A 21,647-nucleotide genomic window follows, 5' to 3' on the forward strand; every position below is an offset into this window, starting at 1 on the left:
TACCTCACGCAAAACTAGCAGCTACTTTCGTTTTCTTATTCCTAAGGTACACTAATATGCTCACTATCGCTGCGGGAGTGATGCCTTGTATTTGCTTTGCAATGCCAATCGTCGCTGGTTTTATCGTCTGCAACTTTTCTATTACTTCACTTGACAGGCCTTTAACTTGTGAATAGTTAAAATCAATTGGAATTTGAGTGTTAATTTCCTCTCGTAAAAACTTCATATCCGCTTCTTGTCTTATTAGGTAAGGTTTGTATTTTGCTTCAATTTCAACTGCTTCGCATATTTCATTCTTAGTTATGCTACCCATTGCGGCGTCATTCCAGCGCGTAACGCTGCTTTTTTCCTGGATCCTAGTGTCAGCTACTCGGATGATATGAGAGTGTCCTGAGATGACGGAAGAGGATCCAGTATCCGTTATGCAGCGCGTGATGCTGCTTAACTCCGGCCATATTTCTTGTAATTTATTCCAGTCGATGTTTGGATAGCTGAGTAAATCTAGTGCCGTTTTTCTTATCCCATCATAAGATATTTTAATACCATAAGACCTAAGCTGCTCAGGAGTAATCGTCAGACTCCCTAACTTCTCTTCAAGCTGCTTAATGGATTTAAGTTTATTCTGTAAAACAGAGTATCTCTCATGCGAAACAAGGGAAATATCATAACCTTTTTGTGTTAATCTTCTATCCGCATTGTCTGACCTGATAGCTAGCCTATATTCTGCACGTGAGGTAAATAATCTGTAAGGCTCGATCACCCCTTTGGTGACCAAATCATCTATCATTACACCGATATATGAATCTGTGCGGTGAAGAACAAAGCTTTCTTTTTTTTCAGATGCAGAGAGTGCTGCATTAATTCCGGCGATAATTCCTTGCCCTGCTGCTTCTTCATATCCAGTGGTGCCATTAATTTGGCCAGCAAAATATAGACCTTTAATTTTCTTAATTTCAAGAGTATGGCTTAGTTCTCGTGGATCAATATAGTCATACTCAACTGCATATCCAGACCTCAATATTTCTGCGTTTTCAAGTCCTTTGATACTCTTTATCATTTCATTTTGCACTTCAACAGGCAATGAATTTGAAATTCCGTTTGGGTATACAGTATCATCATCCAGCCCTTCTGGTTCTAAAAATATTTGGTGACTACTTTTTTCTGCAAATTTATTAACTTTAACTTCAATGGATGGGCAGTATCTTGGTGCAACAATGTCATCCAAATACGAAGAAGCTGACCTATGAAGATTTTCTCTAATTATTTTATGCGTATTTTCATTAGTATGGGTAATAAAGCATGATACCTGAGGTTGGTTAATTTTTTCTGTGAGATAAGAAAACGGCACAGGTGGGTTATCACCCACTTGTTCTTGCAATATTGACCAGTTTATAGTATTACGATCAAGCCTTGGTGGAGTTCCGGTACGCAGTCTACCTAATCTAAAATCATACTTCTTCAACGTATTTGCAAGTTCTACTGCAGACTTATCTCCCATTCTTCCTGAAGGAGTTGTTTGCTCTCCTATATGAATCACACCCCGCAGAAAAGTCCCTGTAGTTAGAACGACTTTACTTGTTGATATACGTTCACCTGAGCTTATCATTACAGCTTTAATGCACGGTTCTCCATTGCCATTACTTTCTATAAGAAAATTGTCAACTGACTCTTCTTTTACCGTCAAATTGTTATAATTTAGAATAATTTCCTGTATTGCCTGCTTATATAATTTTCGGTCTGCCTGTGCACGTGGTCCCCATACTGCTGCACCTCTGCTGCTATTTAAAATGACTGAGTGTATGCTTGCTTGATCGATTGCTCTTCCCATTATTCCATCAAGAGCGTCAACTTCCCTGACTACAACACCCTTTGCAACTCCTCCAATTGCTGGATTGCAGGACATTTCTCCTATAGTTGAAATTTTATGAGTTATAAGCAGCGTGTTTGCACCAAGGCGAGCTGCCGCAGCAGCAGCTTCGCACCCTGCATGACCACCACCTACTACTACTACGTCATATTTATGCATGCTTTTTTGAGTAATTCTACTCTACTAATATTCCGATTATCAACGGTTAATGTCAAATCTTGTTATTCCAATGTTACACACTGGAATAACAGAAACCTTACTTGATTAGCTTAAACTTTCTTCCTTCCCTTTTGAAGAAAAGTGCTCAAATTTATTAGCAGAATGGGGTGGATGCTATTGAAATTAAGCACGCTTCAAAGTGATTTTTTTTAAAATGTACAGTATTTCTGTGAACTCTCTCAAACAGCTAAGGGGTTATACAGGTCAGCAGACACGCAAAAGTTAAACTTGTGCCAATAAATGAAATAGATCAACTATCCAGAAAGTAATCTACAGTATTTAGATTTGCAAATGTTGCATTATCTGCATTTTATCAGCATAATATAGAAGTAATGTAATGCAGATATTATGCCGATAAAATTTACACCAAATTATACAATTACCTCCAAAATCGCTGGTTGTCTTATGAGGATTGAAGCAGCAAAGGAAAAAGTGTTACATTTACCACTCACTGTATCAATGCTTTCATCTCTTCGTGAAACTGCAAGGCTCTATACAACACACTACTCTACTATGATTGAAGGAAATCGACTTGAACCTAAACAGATTGAAGAGATTTTAAAGCATAAAGGTCACTTCCCAAGGTATAAGAGAGATGAAAATGAGGTTAAAGGATATTATGCAGCCTTAACTCGAATTGAACAATGGGCAGCAAGGAGAATACCCATTACTGAGAAAGCTGTTCAAACACTACATGCTCTAGTAATAGCAAGTGGAAAATCTAAAATAAAACCAACACCTTATCGTGATGGTCAAAACGTTATTCGTGATAGCCGTACACGTGCAATAATTTATATGCCACCTGAAGCAAAGGATGTACCAAAGCTCATGAGCAGTATGATTGATTGGATTCGTGACAGTGAGCAAGTGCCTTGCCCAATTATTGCAGGTATTGCGCATTATCAATTTGTAACAATTCACCCTTACTATGACGGTAATGGTCGTACTGCAAGATTGTTGACTACATTAATTTTACACCTTGGTGGATATGACCTAAAAGGACTTTATTCATTGGAAGAATATTATGCCAAGAATCTAGGAGCGTATTATGAAGCAATCAGTATAGGTCCATCGCACAACTATTACATGGGAAGAGCTGAAGCAGATATTACCAAGTGGATAGATTATTTTGTGGAAGGTGTGGCAATTGCATTTGAGAATGTTTTACAGCGTATAAACGAGGAAGGGCACAGAACTGACCAGACTGATCTTATACGTAAACTTGATCCTAAACAGCGTAGGGCTCTTGAGCTCTTTGGGGAATTTTCCATGATTACAGCTAGTCAAGTAGGCAAATTATTTAATTTTAAGCCTCGCACCAGTGCTCAGCTTTGTAAAAAGTGGGTAGAAATGGGGTTTATTGAGGTTGTAGACTTTTCCAACAGAGGAAGAAAATACAAGCTTAGCAAGCAATATGAGGATTTGATTTCAAACTAAAAACTGTTTCTAATCTAGAATTCGGGTTAAAAGCACGCACTCAAGGCAAGTAGGGCATCGTAGGACATGAGTACTAGCAGAATGGGGTGGATGCTATTGAAATTAAGCACGCTTCAGAGTGATTTTTTTAAAAATATACGATATTTCTGTGAACTCTCTCAAACAGCTAAGCATACACGCAAAAGTTAAACTTATGCCAATAAATGACCTTACCCAGGTTGCTCGGTTGTAAGCAAGAGAAGACAAGGAAAGGAGCAGGTTAATCCAAACAATTTTACTATTATTTAATTGCTAGTCTGATATGTTAGGCAATCATGTTGGATACAAAAATGGATAACTATGCGGGAATTAATAAACGTGTTATAGCGTTTATAGTTGATCAAATAATATTTCCAGTCTTTTTTCTATTCATTTTGTCCATATCATCAGGTGAGCCCTTTACTGAACTTGTTAATGTTGTCTTCAGTTATACTGATACAGACTTTTCAGTGCAAGAAGGAGTATTAGGAATATTACTGCTTATAGTATTGGAAACATTAATGATAGCAAAACTTGGCTGGACTCCAGGAAAGTTGTTATGTGGCATATACATAAAAGATGCAAATACACTTGAAAATATTGCTTTAATGCAAGTAGTGATAAGAAGCTCTCTTAAGATGCTTGTGTTCGCACCTTTCTGTATTTCTGAGTGGTTTTTAATATTACCAGTCTTGGTTTTAATATTCGCAGTATTTGATAAACGCAAGCAGTTCTTCCACGATAAAGTTGCAAAAACAGTAGTAATAGATTACAGACCTGAAAAATGCCACTTAAATTTAAACTGCGTGGGAATAACTAGGCGTGTTATAGCATATATTATTGATCGTTTTATTATTATTGGAGCCTCTTTGTTTTGTGTTTCTCTTGTAAAAACAACTTTCCACCCTGATAAATCTCAAATATTAATCATATACTTTTATTTATTTTTTTTCCTACCAATAGTGTTAGGAATATTTATAACAAGAAGACTTAGTGGCACTTTAGGGCAATTGTTGTGCTATATTTGCATTAAAGATATAAATACACTTAAAAATCCTACTCTAATACAAACAATAATTAGGTGTGTTTTGTTTGAAGTTATTAACTTCATATTGATTTCTATATTAATTATGAATACATTTTTTGATGCTCTTGATAAGTATACTTCTGAGTGGTGGTTTGACCCTTTATCAAGCTTAACCTTTATAGCTATAATACTAATTTTTACATCTGCAATATTCGATAGACGTAAGCAGTTTTTTCATGATAAAATTGCAAAGACAGTGGCAATAGATTATAAGCCTTCAAGCTGATTTCTTCTCCAGTTGTGGGTTTATACTTACTTTTTTTCTATTCAATTTCTAATCTGCATAAAATTTATTAAAAAGACTATTGACACTAAAAATACCTGTGTTACAAGTAAGCTATATTTGATATTTACATAAATTGTTTACAACCATTTGGTTTTACGGTGAGGGTAATTTTTAGTTATACTTAAGGGGGTGGAATGCACATGAATCAACAACAATCAAGTAGTACTACTAAAAAAGACATTATTCTTCAGCTATTACAGTCTGGTGTTTTAAAGCAAAGAAATCTTAATGATAAAATTAGTCATGAAGAAATAAGCAGATTGATAGATGATATTGTAAGTTCAAACGAAAATAACACGGGTGAACTTCGTCGTTCAAAGCGAGATATGGGAAGAGGTATATATTACTCAGTAGTCCTTATGTATCGTGCATATCGGCTGGTAGATAAACTGGGTTGGAAGCGTGGTTTACAGGTAGTCAATCGGTACTTAGTTACAAAACGTGGACAGGAGAAAACTCTAGAAACAGCCAGGGAGCTTTTAGGTGATATAGAAGATATAGAAGATTTTCTAGATTTTCTAGATGGTCTCAAACAAATTCTGTCTCCTGAGCCAGGTGAAGAACAAGTTACAGGGGAATATAGCGATACATCTTTACACTTAGCCGCTGAACAAGGTAATTTAAATGCAGTAGAATATTTTGTGGAAAAAGGAGGTGACATTAGTGCTAAGACCAATGGTGATGATACTCCTCTCTACAAGGCTGCATTTGTGGTCGAAATGCAGCTCGCTCGCGACAAGGGCTTTGAAAAACGCGCACAAGCATATGCTGGTAAAGTTTACTCAAGACAGTCTGGCAGATACACTAATTTAAAGAAGGTCTTCTTTATTGCGATTTCAAATTGTATTTTGTTTCCTAAGAAATCCAATTATATATCTAGCCATACTATAAGAGATGAGGAAACTAATGAGCATGACTTACAATGCTTAAGCTTAAAGCATTAGATGCTTTTTACAAGATACAAGGCAGAAACTTATCAATAAGCCCCCATCAAGAATCTTATCTGTTAGCTATATATAAAATTTGATACTCTGACTACAATATACTACTATAGATAAAAGTGTTATCAATGGAGCAAAGTATGGAATTAACAGTAGGAAATAATGTACCATACTACTATAATACCACAGAAGTGGTATTAATGGAGAGAGGTATGGAATTAGCAGTAGAAAATAATGCACCATATTACTATAATACCATAAAAGTGTTATTAATGGAGCAAGGTATGGAATTAGCAGTAGGAAATAATGCACCTGATTTTAGCTTACCAACAGATTCTGGTGAAAATTTATCATTGAGTGAATTTTTTGATAAAAAAAATGTAGTTCTTTATTTTTATCCTAAAGACGATACTCCGGGTTGTAGGATGGAGGCAAAAGGCTTTAGAGATAAAATAGATGATTTTTCTTCCCTTGACACAGTGATAATTGGTGTATCAAAAGATAGTGTTAAGCGCCACGCTAACTTCAAAGCAAAATATTCTCTGCCATTTTCCTTAGTTTCTGATGAGAATGCTGAAATGTTGGAAAAATATGGTGTTTGGGTAGAGAAAAGTATGTTTTGCAAAAAGTATATGGGAATAGAGCGCACTACTTTTTTAATAGATAAAAAAGGTAAAGTAGTGAAGATCTGGAAAAATGTAAAAGTTAGTGGGCATGTTGATGAGGTTCTGGAAGAAGTAAGGAGAATGTAAACTAAAGAATAGGTTAATGGCTACCCATTGCTACATAAAAAAGCTGAAATTACATAATTTTCGTAGCCACTCAAACTTTGAACTGGATTCAGATGATAGCTCAGTTGTAATAACTGGCGAAAATGGTATTGGTAAAACTAATATACTTGAAGCAATCTCGTTGCTTGCTAAAAGCAATGGAATGAAAAAAGCAAAAGCCAGTGAGATACAAAATAGATTCAGTAATGAAGATTGGGTAGTGCACTATGATTTTTTTAATGGAACGGATTTTAATTCAATTGGTATCGCAAAGAGTTTTGATAAGAAACTAATACAAATTGATGGAAAAACGCAATCAAGTTATTCATCTCTGTATAAGATATCCAATGTAATATGGCTGATTCCACAAATGGACTATGTTCTTCTTAATTCTCCAAGTGACAGATTAAAATTTTTAGACCGTATAGTTTCACTGTTTGAAGAAAATTACACTTGCTGCTACATGAAATATAGAAAAGCTAAACATGAGCGAAGTAAACTATTGAGGGAGAACATTTTGAACAAAAACTGGTTCTCTAGTCTTGAAAACATAATGGCCGTTAATGCAGTTAGTATTTTACATATGCGATCGTCTGTTTTAAAAATATTACAAGATACAATTGATAACCATTCCAGTAAGCTTTTTCCGAAGGCAAGTTTGAAATTCAGCAGCCAGCTAACTTTGGACGATACTGCAGAATACTTTCAGAATCGTCTAAAGGAAAACAGAGAAAAAGATTCATTGACTGGTAGAGTAACCCTTGGTGTGCATAACGATAATTTTCGGGTTTTTTGTCAAAAAAGAAACGTACCAATAAATCTGTGCTCCACTGGAGAACAAAAGTTATTACTGCTTTCTATTATTTTATCCAGTGTAAAAGCAAGGTGTATTCATTACAATAAGGCACCACTTCTTCTACTTGATGATATAATGTCTCATCTGGATAAACATTACAGAAAGGCGTTAATAGAGGAAGTGTTAAGTATTCAATGTCAAACTTGGATAACTGATGTAAATCAAGATAATTTCAATAGCTATCTTTATTCTTTCAAGTTTTTTGAATTGTTAAGTAAATAAGTGACAATATTCTTCTGCAAAAGGAAAGAAATACTTACGTCCTTGGTCTTTTATTATATGACTGTGACCTTACCCAGATGATATGAATAAGTATTGCTTGGTTGAAAGCAAGAGAAGATAATAACTTTTCAGAGTGGATAGGTGGCAGGTTGGTACTCCTTTTGAGGCACTTTCTGCTCTTACATGGAGTGTAGGAAGAAGACCTCGTGACCCAGATTCTGCCACCGGCGAGGCTCACAAAATGTGATGACCTCGTATAGGAGTTTGGAACAACCGGTACTCTGATATATTGAAATATGCAATTGGAGGAAAAAATGCGTCACATTGGAGTTATACTAATAGCTTTACTGCTTGTTATCTGCAAGAAGGGAAGCCAGAGTATATTCAAACGTTTTGCTTAAAAGACTTGGATAATTTTATCGAAAATCTTCAAGAAACAGATAAAGTGGCTATAGAAGCAACAGGCAATAGCTGTTTCTTTTATGATGCAGTTTCACCTTACGTTAAGCGTGTGGTAATAGTCGCTCCCGGACAGTTTGAAGTTGTGCGCTGCTCTATACACAAAACAGACAAGCATGATGCAAGAGCTATTGCTTTCTTTCTAAGCAAAGATATGTTGCCTGAGGCAAGGCATAAAAGCAAACAATGTTAGCAGTTATAGTATTTTCTAAAACGAATGATAAACGTCTAAAATGGTATTACCAACTAAAAGGTGTAAGTCTGTACATTGATGCATTAGAGGTCTGAGGCGACTTTTGATGGTGTGCCAACAATGCTCTATCGGATTTAGATCAGGTGAATATGTTGGAAGATAAAGCAAATGACACCCAAAAGACTCTATTAATGACTTTGTTTTGGGAGTTTTATGGAATGTAGCATTATCCATAACTATGGTTGTATTACGCTGCAATTGTGGTTCGCTCTAACCATACATTATTACACCCTCCTGTGAAGGTCATTGGTGCAATAAACTTCTTTTTAATCCATCCACCTATTATACTCACTCTTTCCCGCTTTTTTCCTGGAACATCAGCATATATTTTTTCTCCTCTTGGAGCTCGTGCATATTCTCAGTATAGAATATATTATACCTTTATCATTCGCTTTTGAAAATACTATAAAACAGAAACAAAAGTGCTGTTTATTGCAGCTTTTGGGTAATTTAATGGTAAAAATTTTAGAGAGAAATTTTATACACTATCACTGATATTTTCCCTTAAGTTGACGCCATTGCCTGAACAGATACACTCGGATTTTTTATATAACTATATTTACTATCTTATTTGGTACAGCATATACAGTGCGAACTTTGCTTTGACCGATCTTACTGGACACAGAGTCTATCGCTATTTTCTTCAATTCTTCTTGAGGTAAGTTAATTGCTACCTTTATTGTTGTGCGTAATTTTCCATTGATTTGCACTGCTATAGTTACCGTATCGTCAACTAATAATGATTCATCAGCTTTTGGCCAAGGTTGACCTCCTATTTCTTGCCATAGGCTTTCAGCTAGATGTGGTATGAATGGTTCGATTACTCTGATTAATATACATATACCTTCATCAATAAGAGATTTTCCAGTTTTTACATCTATTTCAGCTATTAAGTTCGTCATCTCACGAAATTTTGCCACTACACAGTTTAATCTGCAGTTTTCCAAGTCATCTGTAAGTCCGTGTAAGAGTTTATGAATTTTTTTTCTGTACTCTAGAAGTCCACCCGTAATACTTTCATTATCATAGTGTATATTTACAGGTCTCAGCTGCATGACCATACGCCACAATTTATTTACATAACGAGAACAACCTTCCACGCCATCATCGGACCATTCCATATCTTTTTCTGGAGGAGTGTCGGACAACACAAACAAGCGAGCAGTATCAGCACCATACTTTTCTATGATAAAATTTGGATCAACTGTGTTCTTTTTCGACTTGCTCATTTTTTCAACTTTGCCCACTTGAACCTTAGCTCCTTGTGCAATCAACTCTTTTGCTTCTGCGGGAAATAGCCACTTACCATTTTCGTCTTTATAAGTTGCATGGCAGACCATTCCTTGAGTGATTAAAGTAGAGAAAGGCTCTTTAATAGCAAAATAGCCACATTTGGTTAAAGCACGGCAGAAAAATCGTGAGTAAAGCAAATGCAGAATTGCATGTTCTATCCCACCTATATAATAATCAACAGGCATAAAACGATTACATGCATCTTTGTCTATTGATTTATCTTCACTACAGAATGCAGCAAAATACCAGGAAGACTCAAAAAAGGTGTCGAATGTATCAGTTTCACGCTCTGCTTGCTTTCCACATTTTGGGCAATCAACGAACTTCCAAGTTGGGTGCTTATCCAGCGGATTGCCACCACTTGTAAATTCTACATCTGCAGGTAGAACTACAGGAAGGTCTTTTTCTGGCACTTGCACAGTTCCACAATCTTTACAATATATTATAGGTATAGGGCATCCCCAATAACGTTGTCTCGAAATTCCCCAATCATGTAAACGATAGTTTGTTGTTTTCTCACCTATCCCTTTTTCTTTGAGCTTTTTAATGATTACTTCCTTTGCTCTACTTACCGTTAATCCGTTTAAGAATTCAGAATTGAACATTACCCCATCGCCAGTATACGCCTCCTTTGTCATCCCAGTGCTTCGACACTGGGATCCATTGTAAGAATTCTGGATTCCAGCGTCACGCGCTGGAATGACACCTAAGTGGGCTGAAGAAATAACGGGAATAATCGGCAAATTATATTTCTGTACAAATTCAAAATCACGCTGATCATGTGCAGGGCAACCAAAAATCGCGCCTTCCCCATATTCCATCAACACAAAATTCGCTATGTAAAGCGGCAATTCCTTATCAAGAAATGGATGCTTAACGTTTAATCCGGTGTAAACTCCTATTTTTTCATCATTCTCCCCATTTGTTTTTATGTTATCGATAAAGTCCTGTATTTCTTTATTTTTTAAATCCTGCACAATAGGGTGCTCTGCTGCCACTGCACAAAAAGAAGCCCCAAATAAAGTATGAGGATAAGTTGTAAAAACCTTCAATTTCTTATTTAAGCCAACTACTTCAAACTCTATAGTTGCTCCTTCAGATTTTCCTATCCAACGCTCCTGCATTGTTTTGACTTTTTCTGGCCAATTTTTCAAACTTTGCAGGCACTTGAGTAAGTCTTCAGCGAAATCAGTAATCTTTAAAAACCATTGGGACAACTTACGTTTTTCAACAACTGCACCTGATCGCCACCCTTTTCCATCAACCACCTGTTCATTTGCAAGCACTGTTTGGTCCACTGGATCCCAGTTAACCCATGACTCTTTTCGATAGGCAAGCCCATGCTTTAAAAAATCCAGGAAAAATTTTTGTTCGTGTTTGTAGTAATCAGGCTCACATGTGGAGAGTTCACGCTCCCAATTATAAGAAAGACCTATAGATTTCAACTGTGTACGCATATTATCTATATTCTCTTTTGTCCATGTTTCAGGGCTAATATTATTGTCCCTTGCTGCATTTTCAGCTGGTAATCCAAACGCATCCCAGCCAATTGGATGCAAAACCTCAAATCCACGAGCTCTCTTGTAACGCGCTATCACATCCCCTATTGCATAGTTACGTAAGTGCCCCATATGAATTTTACCGGATGGATATGGAAACATCTCCAATACGTAACATTTCTCTTGTTCACTATTCTTGCTTACAGAAAAATCCCATTTATCTTGATAAAATTTTTCAACACTTTTAAAATCATATTTCATATAAATCCAAATTCAATTACAGTTCACATGCATCAAAGGATCAACCGCTTGGCCATTATGCCGTATTGTGAAACACATCTGTGGATCTTTATCTTGTGTGCTTGATTTACCTGCAGATCCAATCACTTGACCTTGCTTTACTTTATCACCAATTTCAACATGTATGTTTTTTAAATAGGAGTACACAGTCATGTAATTATCTTTGTGTTCTACTATAATTAAATTTCCATACCATCTCAGCCCTTTGCCTACATATACCACTTTGCCGGGTGCAGAGGCAACTACATTCGTTCCATTTTGAGCAGCAATTTTTATGCCATCCTTACACATTTCATCAGAAGAGGTAGCTGAAATAACTGTACCTTTAACTGGCATTACAAATTTGCAATTTACCCCCACGTTTTGTGCATTATTGTTATCTTTGTATATCCTGTTTATGATGGCTTTTCTATTTTCTTTTTTTATTAAAGGCTCCCTAATTAAATGGTACTCTCTTGTATATTCCAGCTCTCTTTTTCCGTAAAATTCTTCGCCTTTAAGCAGCACAGGTGCAGGTTTTTGCAGGCCACAGCCTATTAATATTGCTAATAATATAAGAAATGAAGCTATATGCCACATTTTAGATATATCAACTCTCACAAAACTCCAAAATTTTAGCGAGACGTAGTGTTTCACGCCTGTTCGTTACTTTCCTCGTTATTTATTTTACTAGTTAAATAATCCCTCAAATCGGTAAGTTCTTGCAACAAATTCTTTGGATCACGATTGACTTTTATATCATTACCAAATTCTTTTTGCACTCCTTTTATTGTATATCCTTTATCATGTAGCATGTATTTTACTTTCTTTATGGCCTCTATACACTTAAGATCATATAGCCTTCTTCCTTTACGCTTTGTAGGCTTAATTTGATGAAATTGACCTTCCCAAAATCTTAAAACATGCTGTTCCAAATGTAGCTCTTCAGCTACTTCCCCAATCGTATAAAATAATTTTTCCTTATTCATTAATTATTGATTAATTTTTTTATAATTTTTGAAGGCCTAAAAGAAATTGAATTTCTTGCCTGAATCATCACTTTCTCTGATGTATTTGGTATATTTCCTGGTCTTTCCTTCTTTTTCTTAACCAAGAATGTTCCAAATGACGATATTTTTACTATTCCATCCTTTACCAAGCTTGTCTTTATTTCGTTCAATATATCATCTATTATCGAAGCAGAGTCTTCCTTTGATAATCCTATTTCTTGGTTTATATTTTCAGCTATCGTTGCCTTAGTTACTGTTGTGTCTTTTGTTGTAACGTGATCCATTATTGATAAATATTACAATACATAAATATAATATAGCAATCGACTCGAGATTCAGCTACTTTATTTTTTAGGGTATGTCTCTTCTGTAGCATAATTTAAAATACTAGCAACTGCCAACATTACAAATATTGCAAAAAGCGCCATTTGATGATCTGTAAAAAGTGCTAGCATTGACACTATAATTCCGCTGACAATAAACATAAACCCATTGATAATGGATGATGATGTGCTAATGTATTTTCGTTTCACAATCTCGCTGCCGACAGTAAAATTAAGCATATGTCCTCCCGCAAAAAACCCGAACATTAACATACAAAAGTACACAACGTGGACTGTTAAGTGGCTGCACAACAAAATAATCATTGAAATACCTTGTAACAGAGCAAAAGCAGAGATTACATGCCTTCTATTTTTAAATAGATTTGAGATTCGATCTGCAATTGGAGCACCAACTGCAAGACCAAGCCATAATATTGCGGTTGCTACACCTGACTCCACTGCATCAAGTTCTAAGTTGCTCAGTAACCTTGGAGCCCACAAGGTATTCAGTGCTAAAAATGTTCCAAAAGTAATAGCACCCACCACTGAAGTTATCCAGATATCTCTTAATTTTAGCACTGTGAGTACAGAGCACATTACTGTTCTTATAGAGCTTTTTATTGTGCATTCTTCTGAACTGCTTTCTGGAAGTGTGTTTGGACAAAAAAGCGTAAGTACAAATATCAACACACCAAATAGTATTATGCATACAATCAGATTCTTCCAATCTGCACCTTCAGCAAGCAAGCTAGAGAACAACATTTGAATCACCAAAGCGGAAAGACTTGAAATTGTCTGCACTAGTGAAAACATTAATCCAAATTGGGCAACGGAAAAACATATGCTACTTGTATGAGCAGCACCAATAAAACCAAATGATGCTCCAGTTGCAATCAATACTTGAGATAAAATCAAATGGGAAAAATTGTCACTATTAATAAGGACAAAAAACCCCAAGATCATAGTTGATAACGAGAAAAAATAAATTTTTTTACTGGAAAAAACATTAAACGTTGCCCCACTAAAAAATTGTAAGATAGCAAAAGTCCAAGTATATACTGAGTTAGCTAGCGCAACTTGCGCGATTGTAAGTCCAAGTTCTTTTTCAAGATTCACACTTATAAAAGTATAAACTATCTGAATATTGCTGAATATAACAACCAAGTTACTGATCAGCCAAATGAACCAAACCTTAGCTCTGCTTTCCATAAGATTTATTTTTATAAGTAATCTATTAGAAATTTAACACTAAGTCTCTTTTTAAGCTATTGTTTCCTGAATAAGTGCTGGACTTGACTTCCTTTAGCTTTATTGTACAATTAAATAATTTTATTCTAGAGGTTGGTAATATGGCACCACAAGATAAATCTCAATTCAAAAAGTTTGACAATATATTAGCAAGAATAAGTGACACCATTGATTCTGGTAAGGGTGATTCTATTGAGATTTATGATGAAATAAAAAATTAGCTGAGAGAAGAACTTAATAATGTATATGAAGAATGGAAAAGTGGTGAATTTAATCCAAACTTCAGATTCAAATTAGATGATGGTTATGAAGTAGAAACAACGCTACTGCACATTTCCATTCAATGCAGGAAAAGTGCTGCATGTGCACCACTAGTCCAATGCTTGTTAGATCAGGGAGCTGATCCCAACGTACAAGATAGTCCTTATAGTGGTTTTACCTTAACCTGTGTCCTAATGCCTTTTTTAAACCACCCGTGTCCAATCTTTGAATGTGTGCCAAACCGCGATTCATCGAAGAAAAACAGCTCTTTTTCAGGATACATGACAATAGTTTCATTAAGATTTTTTTTTAAACTCCTCTTGTTTACTTTTATCTTGTCCGTTATGCACTGGTCTTGGTGTGATATATGAGAATTTCATTCTTTGCATATTACGGTGTACTGTAGACTTGCTAAACCAAACCTTTCCTGAATTTTTATTCTCGTTTCTTTAATGGTAATGTTGGGATTTTCTTGTATCCATGCTTCAACTTGTTCACGTTGACTTTGGTTCAATATAGTTTTTCTACGGCGTTGAGGTGGAGCAAATAATTTTTCTTCTCTGCCAAATTTTAGGTCATGCAGTAAGTGCCTTTCTTGAAATGCAACATATTTTTGCTACGGCTGTTATACTATGCTTTTTTGCTGCAATTACAGCATTTAGTTTTTTTGCAACATATGCATTATTTCTTACTTTCTTCAGCATTTCTTTTGCTCACTTTTTCATCCAATAATTTTGATCTTAATGCCATTTAAACCTCGCTATTTTACTTACTCCAGTATGGCTTTTTTCCATTATTGTCTATCCGTTACTTGTATAGCGGGAATTGGTATAACTAATTTACTTATCAACATATCCACTAACTATAATCTGTATACCGCTACACAGTTAGAAGTATTTTTTGATTTTACAATACAGCTTGAGATTCAATTTTTATAATTTTCTTGTTGACTAGCCAGAAGGTACCTACCTTCTCGGCTTGCTGCTTTTGATAAAGTGTGGTTTTCAAGACCATATCAAATAGATCCTATTAAAAATCAATCGAATCTTCACATGTTTGTTCTTCATAAAAGAAGTTCAATGTTATTGTAGTACCAAGTTTTGCTTCACTTTTAATGTCGAAAGTTCCACCCATTAACTCTACTAATTTCTTGCTTAGCGGTAATCCGATGCCCGTACCTTCATTTCTATATCCCGAATCTGCTTGGCCAAAAACAGACATAACTTTATATATATCCTGCTGCATTATTCCTATTCCATTGTCATGAAACTCAATAGTTAATAAGTTTTTTTCTATATTTTCTTTTATCACCATTCTTATTAAACCATCTTTGGGAGTAAACTTGATTGAGTTTGATAATAAATTTATTATAACTTGTTTCATTCTCTTAGGATCTGCAATGACTAATAATTGTTTATTAGTCGTCTCTTTTTTTAAATTAATCCCGGCTTCTTTTAATTTAGGTAATAGCATATTTACGCATGAATCTATTATTTTGTTCAGGTTAAACTTCACTTTTTCTACTGTTAAACTACTTGATTCAGCTTTTGAAAAATCTAACACATCATTAATTAAGGTAAGTAAGTGTGTTCCTGCATTATATATATCGTCTGCATACTCCTTGTATTGAGAGTTATCCATTGAACCTAAAGTTTCATTTTTGATCAACTCCGCAAATCCAATAATAGCATTAAGAGGTGTGCGTAATTCATGTGTAACGCTTGCAAAAAATTTTAGCTTATTTGCATTTTCTTGCTCTAATGCCTCTTTTATCTGCTGTAATTCAATGTTAGTTTTATGTTGCTTGGCTAGCATTTGGGTATTAGAAAATTGCAAATAGAACATTATTAATATTAAAATTATTAATAATAAGCCCAAAAATGTTAAAAATAGGCCATATGCTATAACATAAGAATTATTGTAGTTTCGAAGAATCTTCAAAAAAAACGAAGGTTTAACGCTATTTTCATGGAATATAGGAAAAATAGAAGTTAATGTATTTCCTGTAGTATAAAATATTTCTTGGTTACTTAATAGTTCATCAATTTCATCGTTTGTAAGTAACTGTTCATAATCATAATCTTGAGTGTTAAAATTACTGAATATTATTCTGCTGTTTTGATCATACAGTATTAAGCTGAAATCCTTTACTTTGCTCACTGATTGTAATAATTCAGCACGCAGTTTTACCAGTTGGTTTATGTAGTCAAAATTTTTGTATTTAATGTGATGCTTTTCTATTAGTAAATAATGGTATTTTTTTATTATGCCATTTTCCAGTATACTTTTTAAGTTTACACTTGAATCACGGTAAGAAGAAAGGAAATTACTCCTTAGTAAATAATTACAATATATCACACTGAATGAAATCATAAAGATCGATGAGAGTAATGCAATAACTTTTGTGTATTTGTTTTTCTCCAGCGCAGAAAACATTGATTTACCTAGCTTATACATATTCTTCTTATTGTGAAACAACGGTTTTTATGTTATTAATAATAAAATTTAGCATATAATATTTTATGACAATTTCTCCTATTTTGCCAGTTTATTCTCCTGTTAACATAAATTTTTCTTATGGTAAAGGTATTTACTTGTATGATATTGACGGTAAGCGCTACGTAGATTTTCACTCTGGAATAGCCGTTAGTAGCTTAGGTCACACCAATTCGCGATTAATTAGTGCTCTAAAATTGCAAGGAGAAGAATTATGGCATATATCAAATACCTATAATATACCTGCTGCCAATAATTTTGCAGAAAAATTAATAAACAACAGTTTCGCTGACACTGTATTTTTCTCAAATTCTGGATCAGAGGCAGTAGAATGTGGGCTTAAGATTGCTAGGGTCTATCAAAACGGAAAAGGCAATAAAAACCGTCACAGAATTTTAACATTCCATGGTGCATTTCATGGAAGAACCTTTTTAACTTGTGCTACAAACGATAAACAGAAATTTTCTGAATTACTAAATCCCTACATTGATTGGTGTGATAACATCGAGCCCAATATTGAGAGCATAAAGAAAGCAATTTCTAATGACATAGGTGTTATATTAATAGAACCAATACAAGGGCAAGGTGGTATCAAAGTAATGAATGAAGCCTTTATGAAAGAACTAAGAAAGCTGTGTGATGAAAATGACATATTGTTATTTTTTGATTGCATACAATGCGGTGCTGGTAGAACAGGAAAATTATTCGCATACGAACATATAGGAGTGGAACCTGATATATGTGCTCTTGCAAAGGGAATAGGTGGCGGGTTTCCGCTAGGGGCTTGTCTTGCGACTGAAAGGGCTGCTAAGTATATGGCGGTCGGTATGCACGGTTCCACTTTTGGTGGCAATCCGCTTGCAACTTCAATAGGCAATGTTGTGCTTGAAGAATTGCTAAGTCCTGGCTTTTTGAAAAATGTTGAAATTAGAGGTAAGTATTTAAAAAATAAATTAGAAGACTTAGCAAGTAAATTTCCAATAATAGAAGAAGTGAGAGGGAAAGGGTTAATGCTTGGAATAAAGGTGAAAGCAAACAATAAAAAGTTTGCAGAAGAGTTAAGTCATCGTGGTTTACTCACTGTTGGAGTAACATCAGATAACGTTGTGAGAATTCTACCTCCACTAATTATCACTGAAAAAGAGATTGATGAAGGAATTGAGATTCTTAGACAATACTTATCTGAAAAATCTTCTGATTAAGTGCTACGTATCAAGCAGATGCAGACACATAAGGAGATTTCTCTTCATGAGGTATTGGCTGTATCAGGACTGAAAATAAGTTAGTAGCAGTGAGATTAACATCATTAGCCGTTTCATTCATGCATTTAACTTCAGACTGCTTACTTAATAAGTCTAGTTCATTTACTGCAGAGCATGAATCATTTTGAATATTATCATTAAATAGAAATTCTCTAGGTTTTTCAGGATAAAAGACCATTGCGAACAGCACTATGTTTACAAGTAAAGAACCTATTGGAGTAACAGATTCAAGTAGATGTGGAAATAACATCATGACAACGACATATCTTACTACGCAATTTAATCTTGCAAAAAATAGCAACTTAGAATGTGAATGGTGAGGTCTTCCATAAGAATTATAGAGCGTTTCTCGGCTATACACAACTCTAATATTAAATAAGCCATGATCAGTTTTCAGTTTTGGCTCATTAATATTAGTTAACGTATTTACATTATGATAATACGCTTGGCACTTAGTAATTTCTTCATTAACACCATTTATCCATTGAACAATCTTACACAGATCAGTATCTTGGTAAGTATTACTTTCACAGTACTTCTTTGCCATTTCTCCACACTTTAATTCCCTTAAATCCTTTTTAAAAGCAATAATTTTTTCTAACTTGTCTTTGTTATCTTGATCAAGATAGATTGCATTTAGCACTGTTAATAAATGCTCTTGACCTTCCTTTTTCAACAATAATGAAGAAATTGATTTATCCAGTGCATTGATATAAACTTTATTTTGAAAAAGACCTACTATTTTTTCCATGCACTTAGAAAGATTGGAAGCAGAATAAGATTTGTCCCTAAAACTTTGATAAGCATTTTGAGCTATTTCAGAAGCTTTATCAAAGACTTTTTCAGACTTTAGTACATTCTCAAGGCTGTAGTTTCTTACCACATAAGCATATGTTAGTACATTTTGTCCATCAGTTTTTTTATTCAGAGTACATGATTTAGCCAGAAAGATTACATAATCAAATGCAAACCATATATAATAAACAATTTTGGCAACTGTGCTTGCAACAAAGAAAATTACCTTGTTTGTAAAAGATAACTTACCATTATTTTTTATCCTATCTTCATATGAACAAAGATATTTTTCTGTGCTTTTTAAAATCTTACGTAAATCTTCTTCTGTCTTTCCTACGTCAAAATCATTTATATCATGTACTTTTTCATACACCTCTTTTATCAAATCCTTTGAAAATTTTTTCAGAGCTGCGTCATCGATATTTCCTAGTGCATCCATGTTTTCGCTAATATAGATCTCTATTTTTTCTCCAAGCTCTATTCCCATTCTATTTTTTATTAGTTTATTGTACCTATCAGTGGCTGGAAATAAAACCTTTTGACAAAAATCCTGCGGTGCGCTTTTTAATTTTGCTAAAACTTTATCTACAAATAACTCAATTTTTTCACCTCCAGCAGCAAAAAACCAAGGTTGCCTGTTAGGATTGCGTTCTCTATTTCTTCCCAAATTCTGCAAAGCTTCTGCTGGATTGTTGAACTGACTAGTTGAATCTGTAAATATTGATGCAACGTGATTATACTCACCATCGAAACCACGGCCTTTTGACTCGTCTATAATTGTTGTCAACGCATATTTAGCTAATGTATTTAAATCGCCTTGGTCATAATTACAATAGTCAGCTTCGTATTGACTTTTGCTATCATGCATGATTTTAAAGAAAGGTTTATCTTGTCTAATATCAAGATCATTTTTTCCAAGTCCTGCAAAAATACATTTATTTTTTTCGCAGAAGTCGTTTAGGTTATGTAGTACATCCCCCTGTTGTTCTATGAAACTATGTAACTCCTTGCTTAAGTGCCAGTTATCAACTATTAGACTGCGTTGTTTATCATTGCTTTTACTCAATGCTTTAATTACTGTCTTTATCTGTGGTAAAAGCTCATCCCTAGCGAATTGCTCACTAAAACCTTTTTTCTTTAGAAAATCTGTAATGCTGCTATCATTAGCAGTACTAACCTTATTTTTAACCTCTTCTATTAATCCACCTAAATCTTTTCTTCTTTGTTTATCCAAAGCGGTGTTATCGCATTCCACTAAATACGAAAGTGTAAGATCAATCATTGAGTGCATTACTCTGTATTCTAGATACTTAGCAGTATTGCTAAAATCTACCTTGTCTTTCAATTTAGATATCTGTTCTTCCGTTAGACCAGGGTGTTGCTTTTTAACGCAGTTTATAAAGTTTGATTGACGTAATTTGAGTCTGTAATCTTGGTACGACATCCCTTCAGGCTGAAATTTATTATAAACTTCATAACGCGTACCATCTTCATATACCAAATTATTCTTACCTTGCAATGCAAAGCTAAGGTTAATTATGCTATTCACATCATCAACTAGAATAAGAGCATTTTCCCCAATTGGGCTTTGTACGTTCCACCTTACAGATTCCAGCAGATTATCAGAGTCAACAAGTTTATTGTAATTAAAAACTTCTTCACATTCTTCAACATATTCATGAGCTGGACTAGACTTTTCCCTAGTAAATAAGCTGCGCACGTTAGCAGCAAACCTAAGGAGCAGTTCTTTTGATTCTACTCCAGTTATTTTGGTCAACACCCACCAAATTGGCAACATTACTATAGAAAGTATAACGAAAGAAATTGTAAAGTATAGATTATTAATTAAAGCGGAATACAGCCAATAATCTGAAGTTAGACCAATTATTGCAGCAACATTACTATTTATAATAGGGAATAATGTAATTAAAGGTATTATGGTAGCAGCAACATTCACCACGAATGCTCGATTGAATTTTTCTCTTTCATTAGTTTTTGCAATAACATTTACTGTTTTGATAGTGTCTGCAATGCAGCGTCTACTTGATCTGGTAGGACTGATAATTTTTCCACATCTGTTTAAGATCCTTTTCTTTGGTGTTGCGGTTAGGTAAGTCGTAGGATATTCCGCATCAAGTTTGCACATATTTTCAAAGGCCTGCTGCTTGTTAATGCTATCTGCTTCATCAACACTAACCCACAATTTAGGCTTTTCACCGTTTTGCTCTTCAAATTTTCGATCATTCTCTTGCTGTAAAAGCAGATCATGTGTTACTATAATTGTTGTAGGTTCAGTGACTTTCAGCGCATCTTTAATTTCTTGCACAGTTTTAGGTGTTTTAACATCTACAGTAAATGCACCATCTATCATTTTCTTAGCTTGTTCAACTAAATGGTGATATCCTGCTTGAGCTAGCGCATGACTCCACAATCCAATATCATAAGTCTTGCCAAACCCAGTTTCTGCATCAATCATAGTATTACAGTTAGTGATGGAAGAACTTTCTAGATGCTTTAGCATCTCTTCAACAACAGGTTTACGACGTTCTACTATTATAGATTCTTTGTCACTGAAGAGCTTTATAGATTCACCTTGTAGCTTACTATTAACTTCCTTTAAATGAGGGATAAGCTCTTTTATTTGATTAGTAATACATTGACTCATATCTTCCCACTATCAATACAATGTATTCCATAATACATTGTATTGATAGAATTACAACAAACATTTTTAGGTATTTTATGCCTTATAGACAAAAAATCCAA

Annotated in this window: 14 protein-coding genes and 4 pseudogenes; 8 read left to right on the forward strand and 10 right to left on the reverse strand. The window is 34.6% G+C overall.

Going from position 1 to position 21,647, the window contains the following annotated elements; genetic code table 11:
• Positions 1-4: 4 nt before the first annotated feature.
• Positions 5-2,026 (reverse strand): tRNA uridine-5-carboxymethylaminomethyl(34) synthesis enzyme MnmG, encoded by a 2,022-nt coding sequence (gene mnmG / locus OOK92_RS03365; RefSeq protein ID WP_264736253.1) that lies wholly within the window; start codon positions 2,024-2,026, stop codon positions 5-7.
• A 408-nt stretch (positions 2,027-2,434) separates the two neighbouring features.
• Here mnmG and OOK92_RS03370 point away from each other — a divergent pair, with 408 nt between their 5' ends.
• The 7 genes and pseudogenes from OOK92_RS03370 to OOK92_RS03400 all read left to right on the forward strand — a co-directional run.
• Positions 2,435-3,523 (forward strand): Fic family protein, encoded by a 1,089-nt coding sequence (locus OOK92_RS03370; protein WP_264732138.1) that lies wholly within the window; start codon positions 2,435-2,437, stop codon positions 3,521-3,523.
• Positions 3,524-3,837: 314 nt separating this feature from the next.
• A complete protein-coding gene (locus OOK92_RS03375) occupies positions 3,838-4,854 on the forward strand; it encodes an RDD family protein (RefSeq protein WP_264732140.1) in 1,017 nt (338 codons plus the stop codon).
• Positions 4,855-5,273: 419 nt separating this feature from the next.
• Positions 5,274-5,555, forward strand: a pseudogene (locus OOK92_RS03380) (hypothetical protein); the annotation flags it as partial.
• An 18-nt stretch (positions 5,556-5,573) separates the two neighbouring features.
• Positions 5,574-5,837 (forward strand): annotated as a pseudogene (locus OOK92_RS03385) (PD-(D/E)XK nuclease family transposase); the annotation flags it as partial.
• 302 nt (positions 5,838-6,139) lie between these two features.
• Positions 6,140-6,607, forward strand: a complete 468-nt coding sequence (gene bcp, locus OOK92_RS03390; protein ID WP_264736373.1) for a thioredoxin-dependent thiol peroxidase — start codon at positions 6,140-6,142, stop codon at positions 6,605-6,607.
• Between the two features lie 16 nt (positions 6,608-6,623).
• On the forward strand, positions 6,624-7,703 hold the full coding sequence (recF, locus tag OOK92_RS03395) for a DNA replication/repair protein RecF (protein WP_264328634.1): 1,080 nt from the start codon (positions 6,624-6,626) through the stop codon (positions 7,701-7,703).
• A 301-nt stretch (positions 7,704-8,004) separates the two neighbouring features.
• Positions 8,005-8,352 (forward strand): annotated as a pseudogene (locus OOK92_RS03400) (IS110 family transposase); the annotation flags it as partial.
• Between the two features lie 18 nt (positions 8,353-8,370).
• Here the strand turns inward: OOK92_RS03400 and OOK92_RS03405 are convergent.
• The 8 genes and pseudogenes from OOK92_RS03405 to OOK92_RS03440 form a co-directional block, all read right to left on the reverse strand.
• Positions 8,371-8,589, reverse strand: a complete 219-nt coding sequence (locus OOK92_RS03405; RefSeq protein ID WP_264736254.1) for a transposase — start codon at positions 8,587-8,589, stop codon at positions 8,371-8,373.
• 371 nt (positions 8,590-8,960) lie between these two features.
• Positions 8,961-11,468 (reverse strand): leucine--tRNA ligase, encoded by a 2,508-nt coding sequence (gene leuS / locus OOK92_RS03410; RefSeq protein WP_264736255.1) that lies wholly within the window; start codon positions 11,466-11,468, stop codon positions 8,961-8,963.
• A 12-nt stretch (positions 11,469-11,480) separates the two neighbouring features.
• The gene (locus tag OOK92_RS03415) at positions 11,481-12,086 is read right to left on the reverse strand and encodes a murein hydrolase activator EnvC family protein (RefSeq protein WP_253310003.1); all 606 of its coding nucleotides are present in this window, start codon (positions 12,084-12,086) and stop codon (positions 11,481-11,483) included.
• Between the two features lie 53 nt (positions 12,087-12,139).
• Positions 12,140-12,475 carry a MerR family transcriptional regulator gene (locus tag OOK92_RS03420; protein ID WP_264736256.1) on the reverse strand — a complete coding sequence of 112 codons (336 nt, stop codon included), beginning with the start codon at positions 12,473-12,475 and terminating at the stop codon, positions 12,140-12,142.
• The gene (locus tag OOK92_RS03425; protein ID WP_253307244.1) at positions 12,475-12,780 is read right to left on the reverse strand and encodes an integration host factor subunit alpha; all 306 of its coding nucleotides are present in this window, start codon (positions 12,778-12,780) and stop codon (positions 12,475-12,477) included. The genes OOK92_RS03420 and OOK92_RS03425 overlap by 1 nt, the downstream gene beginning before the upstream one ends.
• 60 nt (positions 12,781-12,840) lie before the next feature.
• On the reverse strand, positions 12,841-13,935 hold the full coding sequence (locus tag OOK92_RS03430; RefSeq protein WP_264736257.1) for an MFS transporter: 1,095 nt from the start codon (positions 13,933-13,935) through the stop codon (positions 12,841-12,843).
• Positions 13,936-14,500: 565 nt separating this feature from the next.
• Positions 14,501-15,078: pseudogene (locus OOK92_RS03435) on the reverse strand (winged helix-turn-helix domain-containing protein); the annotation flags it as partial.
• A 279-nt stretch (positions 15,079-15,357) separates the two neighbouring features.
• Positions 15,358-16,785 (reverse strand): sensor histidine kinase, encoded by a 1,428-nt coding sequence (locus OOK92_RS03440; RefSeq protein WP_264736258.1) that lies wholly within the window; start codon positions 16,783-16,785, stop codon positions 15,358-15,360.
• A 65-nt stretch (positions 16,786-16,850) separates the two neighbouring features.
• Here OOK92_RS03440 and OOK92_RS03445 point away from each other — a divergent pair, with 65 nt between their 5' ends.
• On the forward strand, positions 16,851-18,026 hold the full coding sequence (locus OOK92_RS03445) for an aspartate aminotransferase family protein (RefSeq protein WP_264736259.1): 1,176 nt from the start codon (positions 16,851-16,853) through the stop codon (positions 18,024-18,026).
• Between the two features lie 10 nt (positions 18,027-18,036).
• On the opposite strand, the gene OOK92_RS03450 is transcribed toward OOK92_RS03445, so the two are convergent.
• On the reverse strand, positions 18,037-21,546 hold the full coding sequence (locus tag OOK92_RS03450; RefSeq protein WP_264736260.1) for a hypothetical protein: 3,510 nt from the start codon (positions 21,544-21,546) through the stop codon (positions 18,037-18,039).
• Positions 21,547-21,647 lie beyond the last annotated feature (101 nt).

Source organism: Wolbachia endosymbiont (group A) of Rhinocyllus conicus (assembly GCF_947250775.1).
Classification (GTDB): domain Bacteria; phylum Pseudomonadota; class Alphaproteobacteria; order Rickettsiales; family Anaplasmataceae; genus Wolbachia.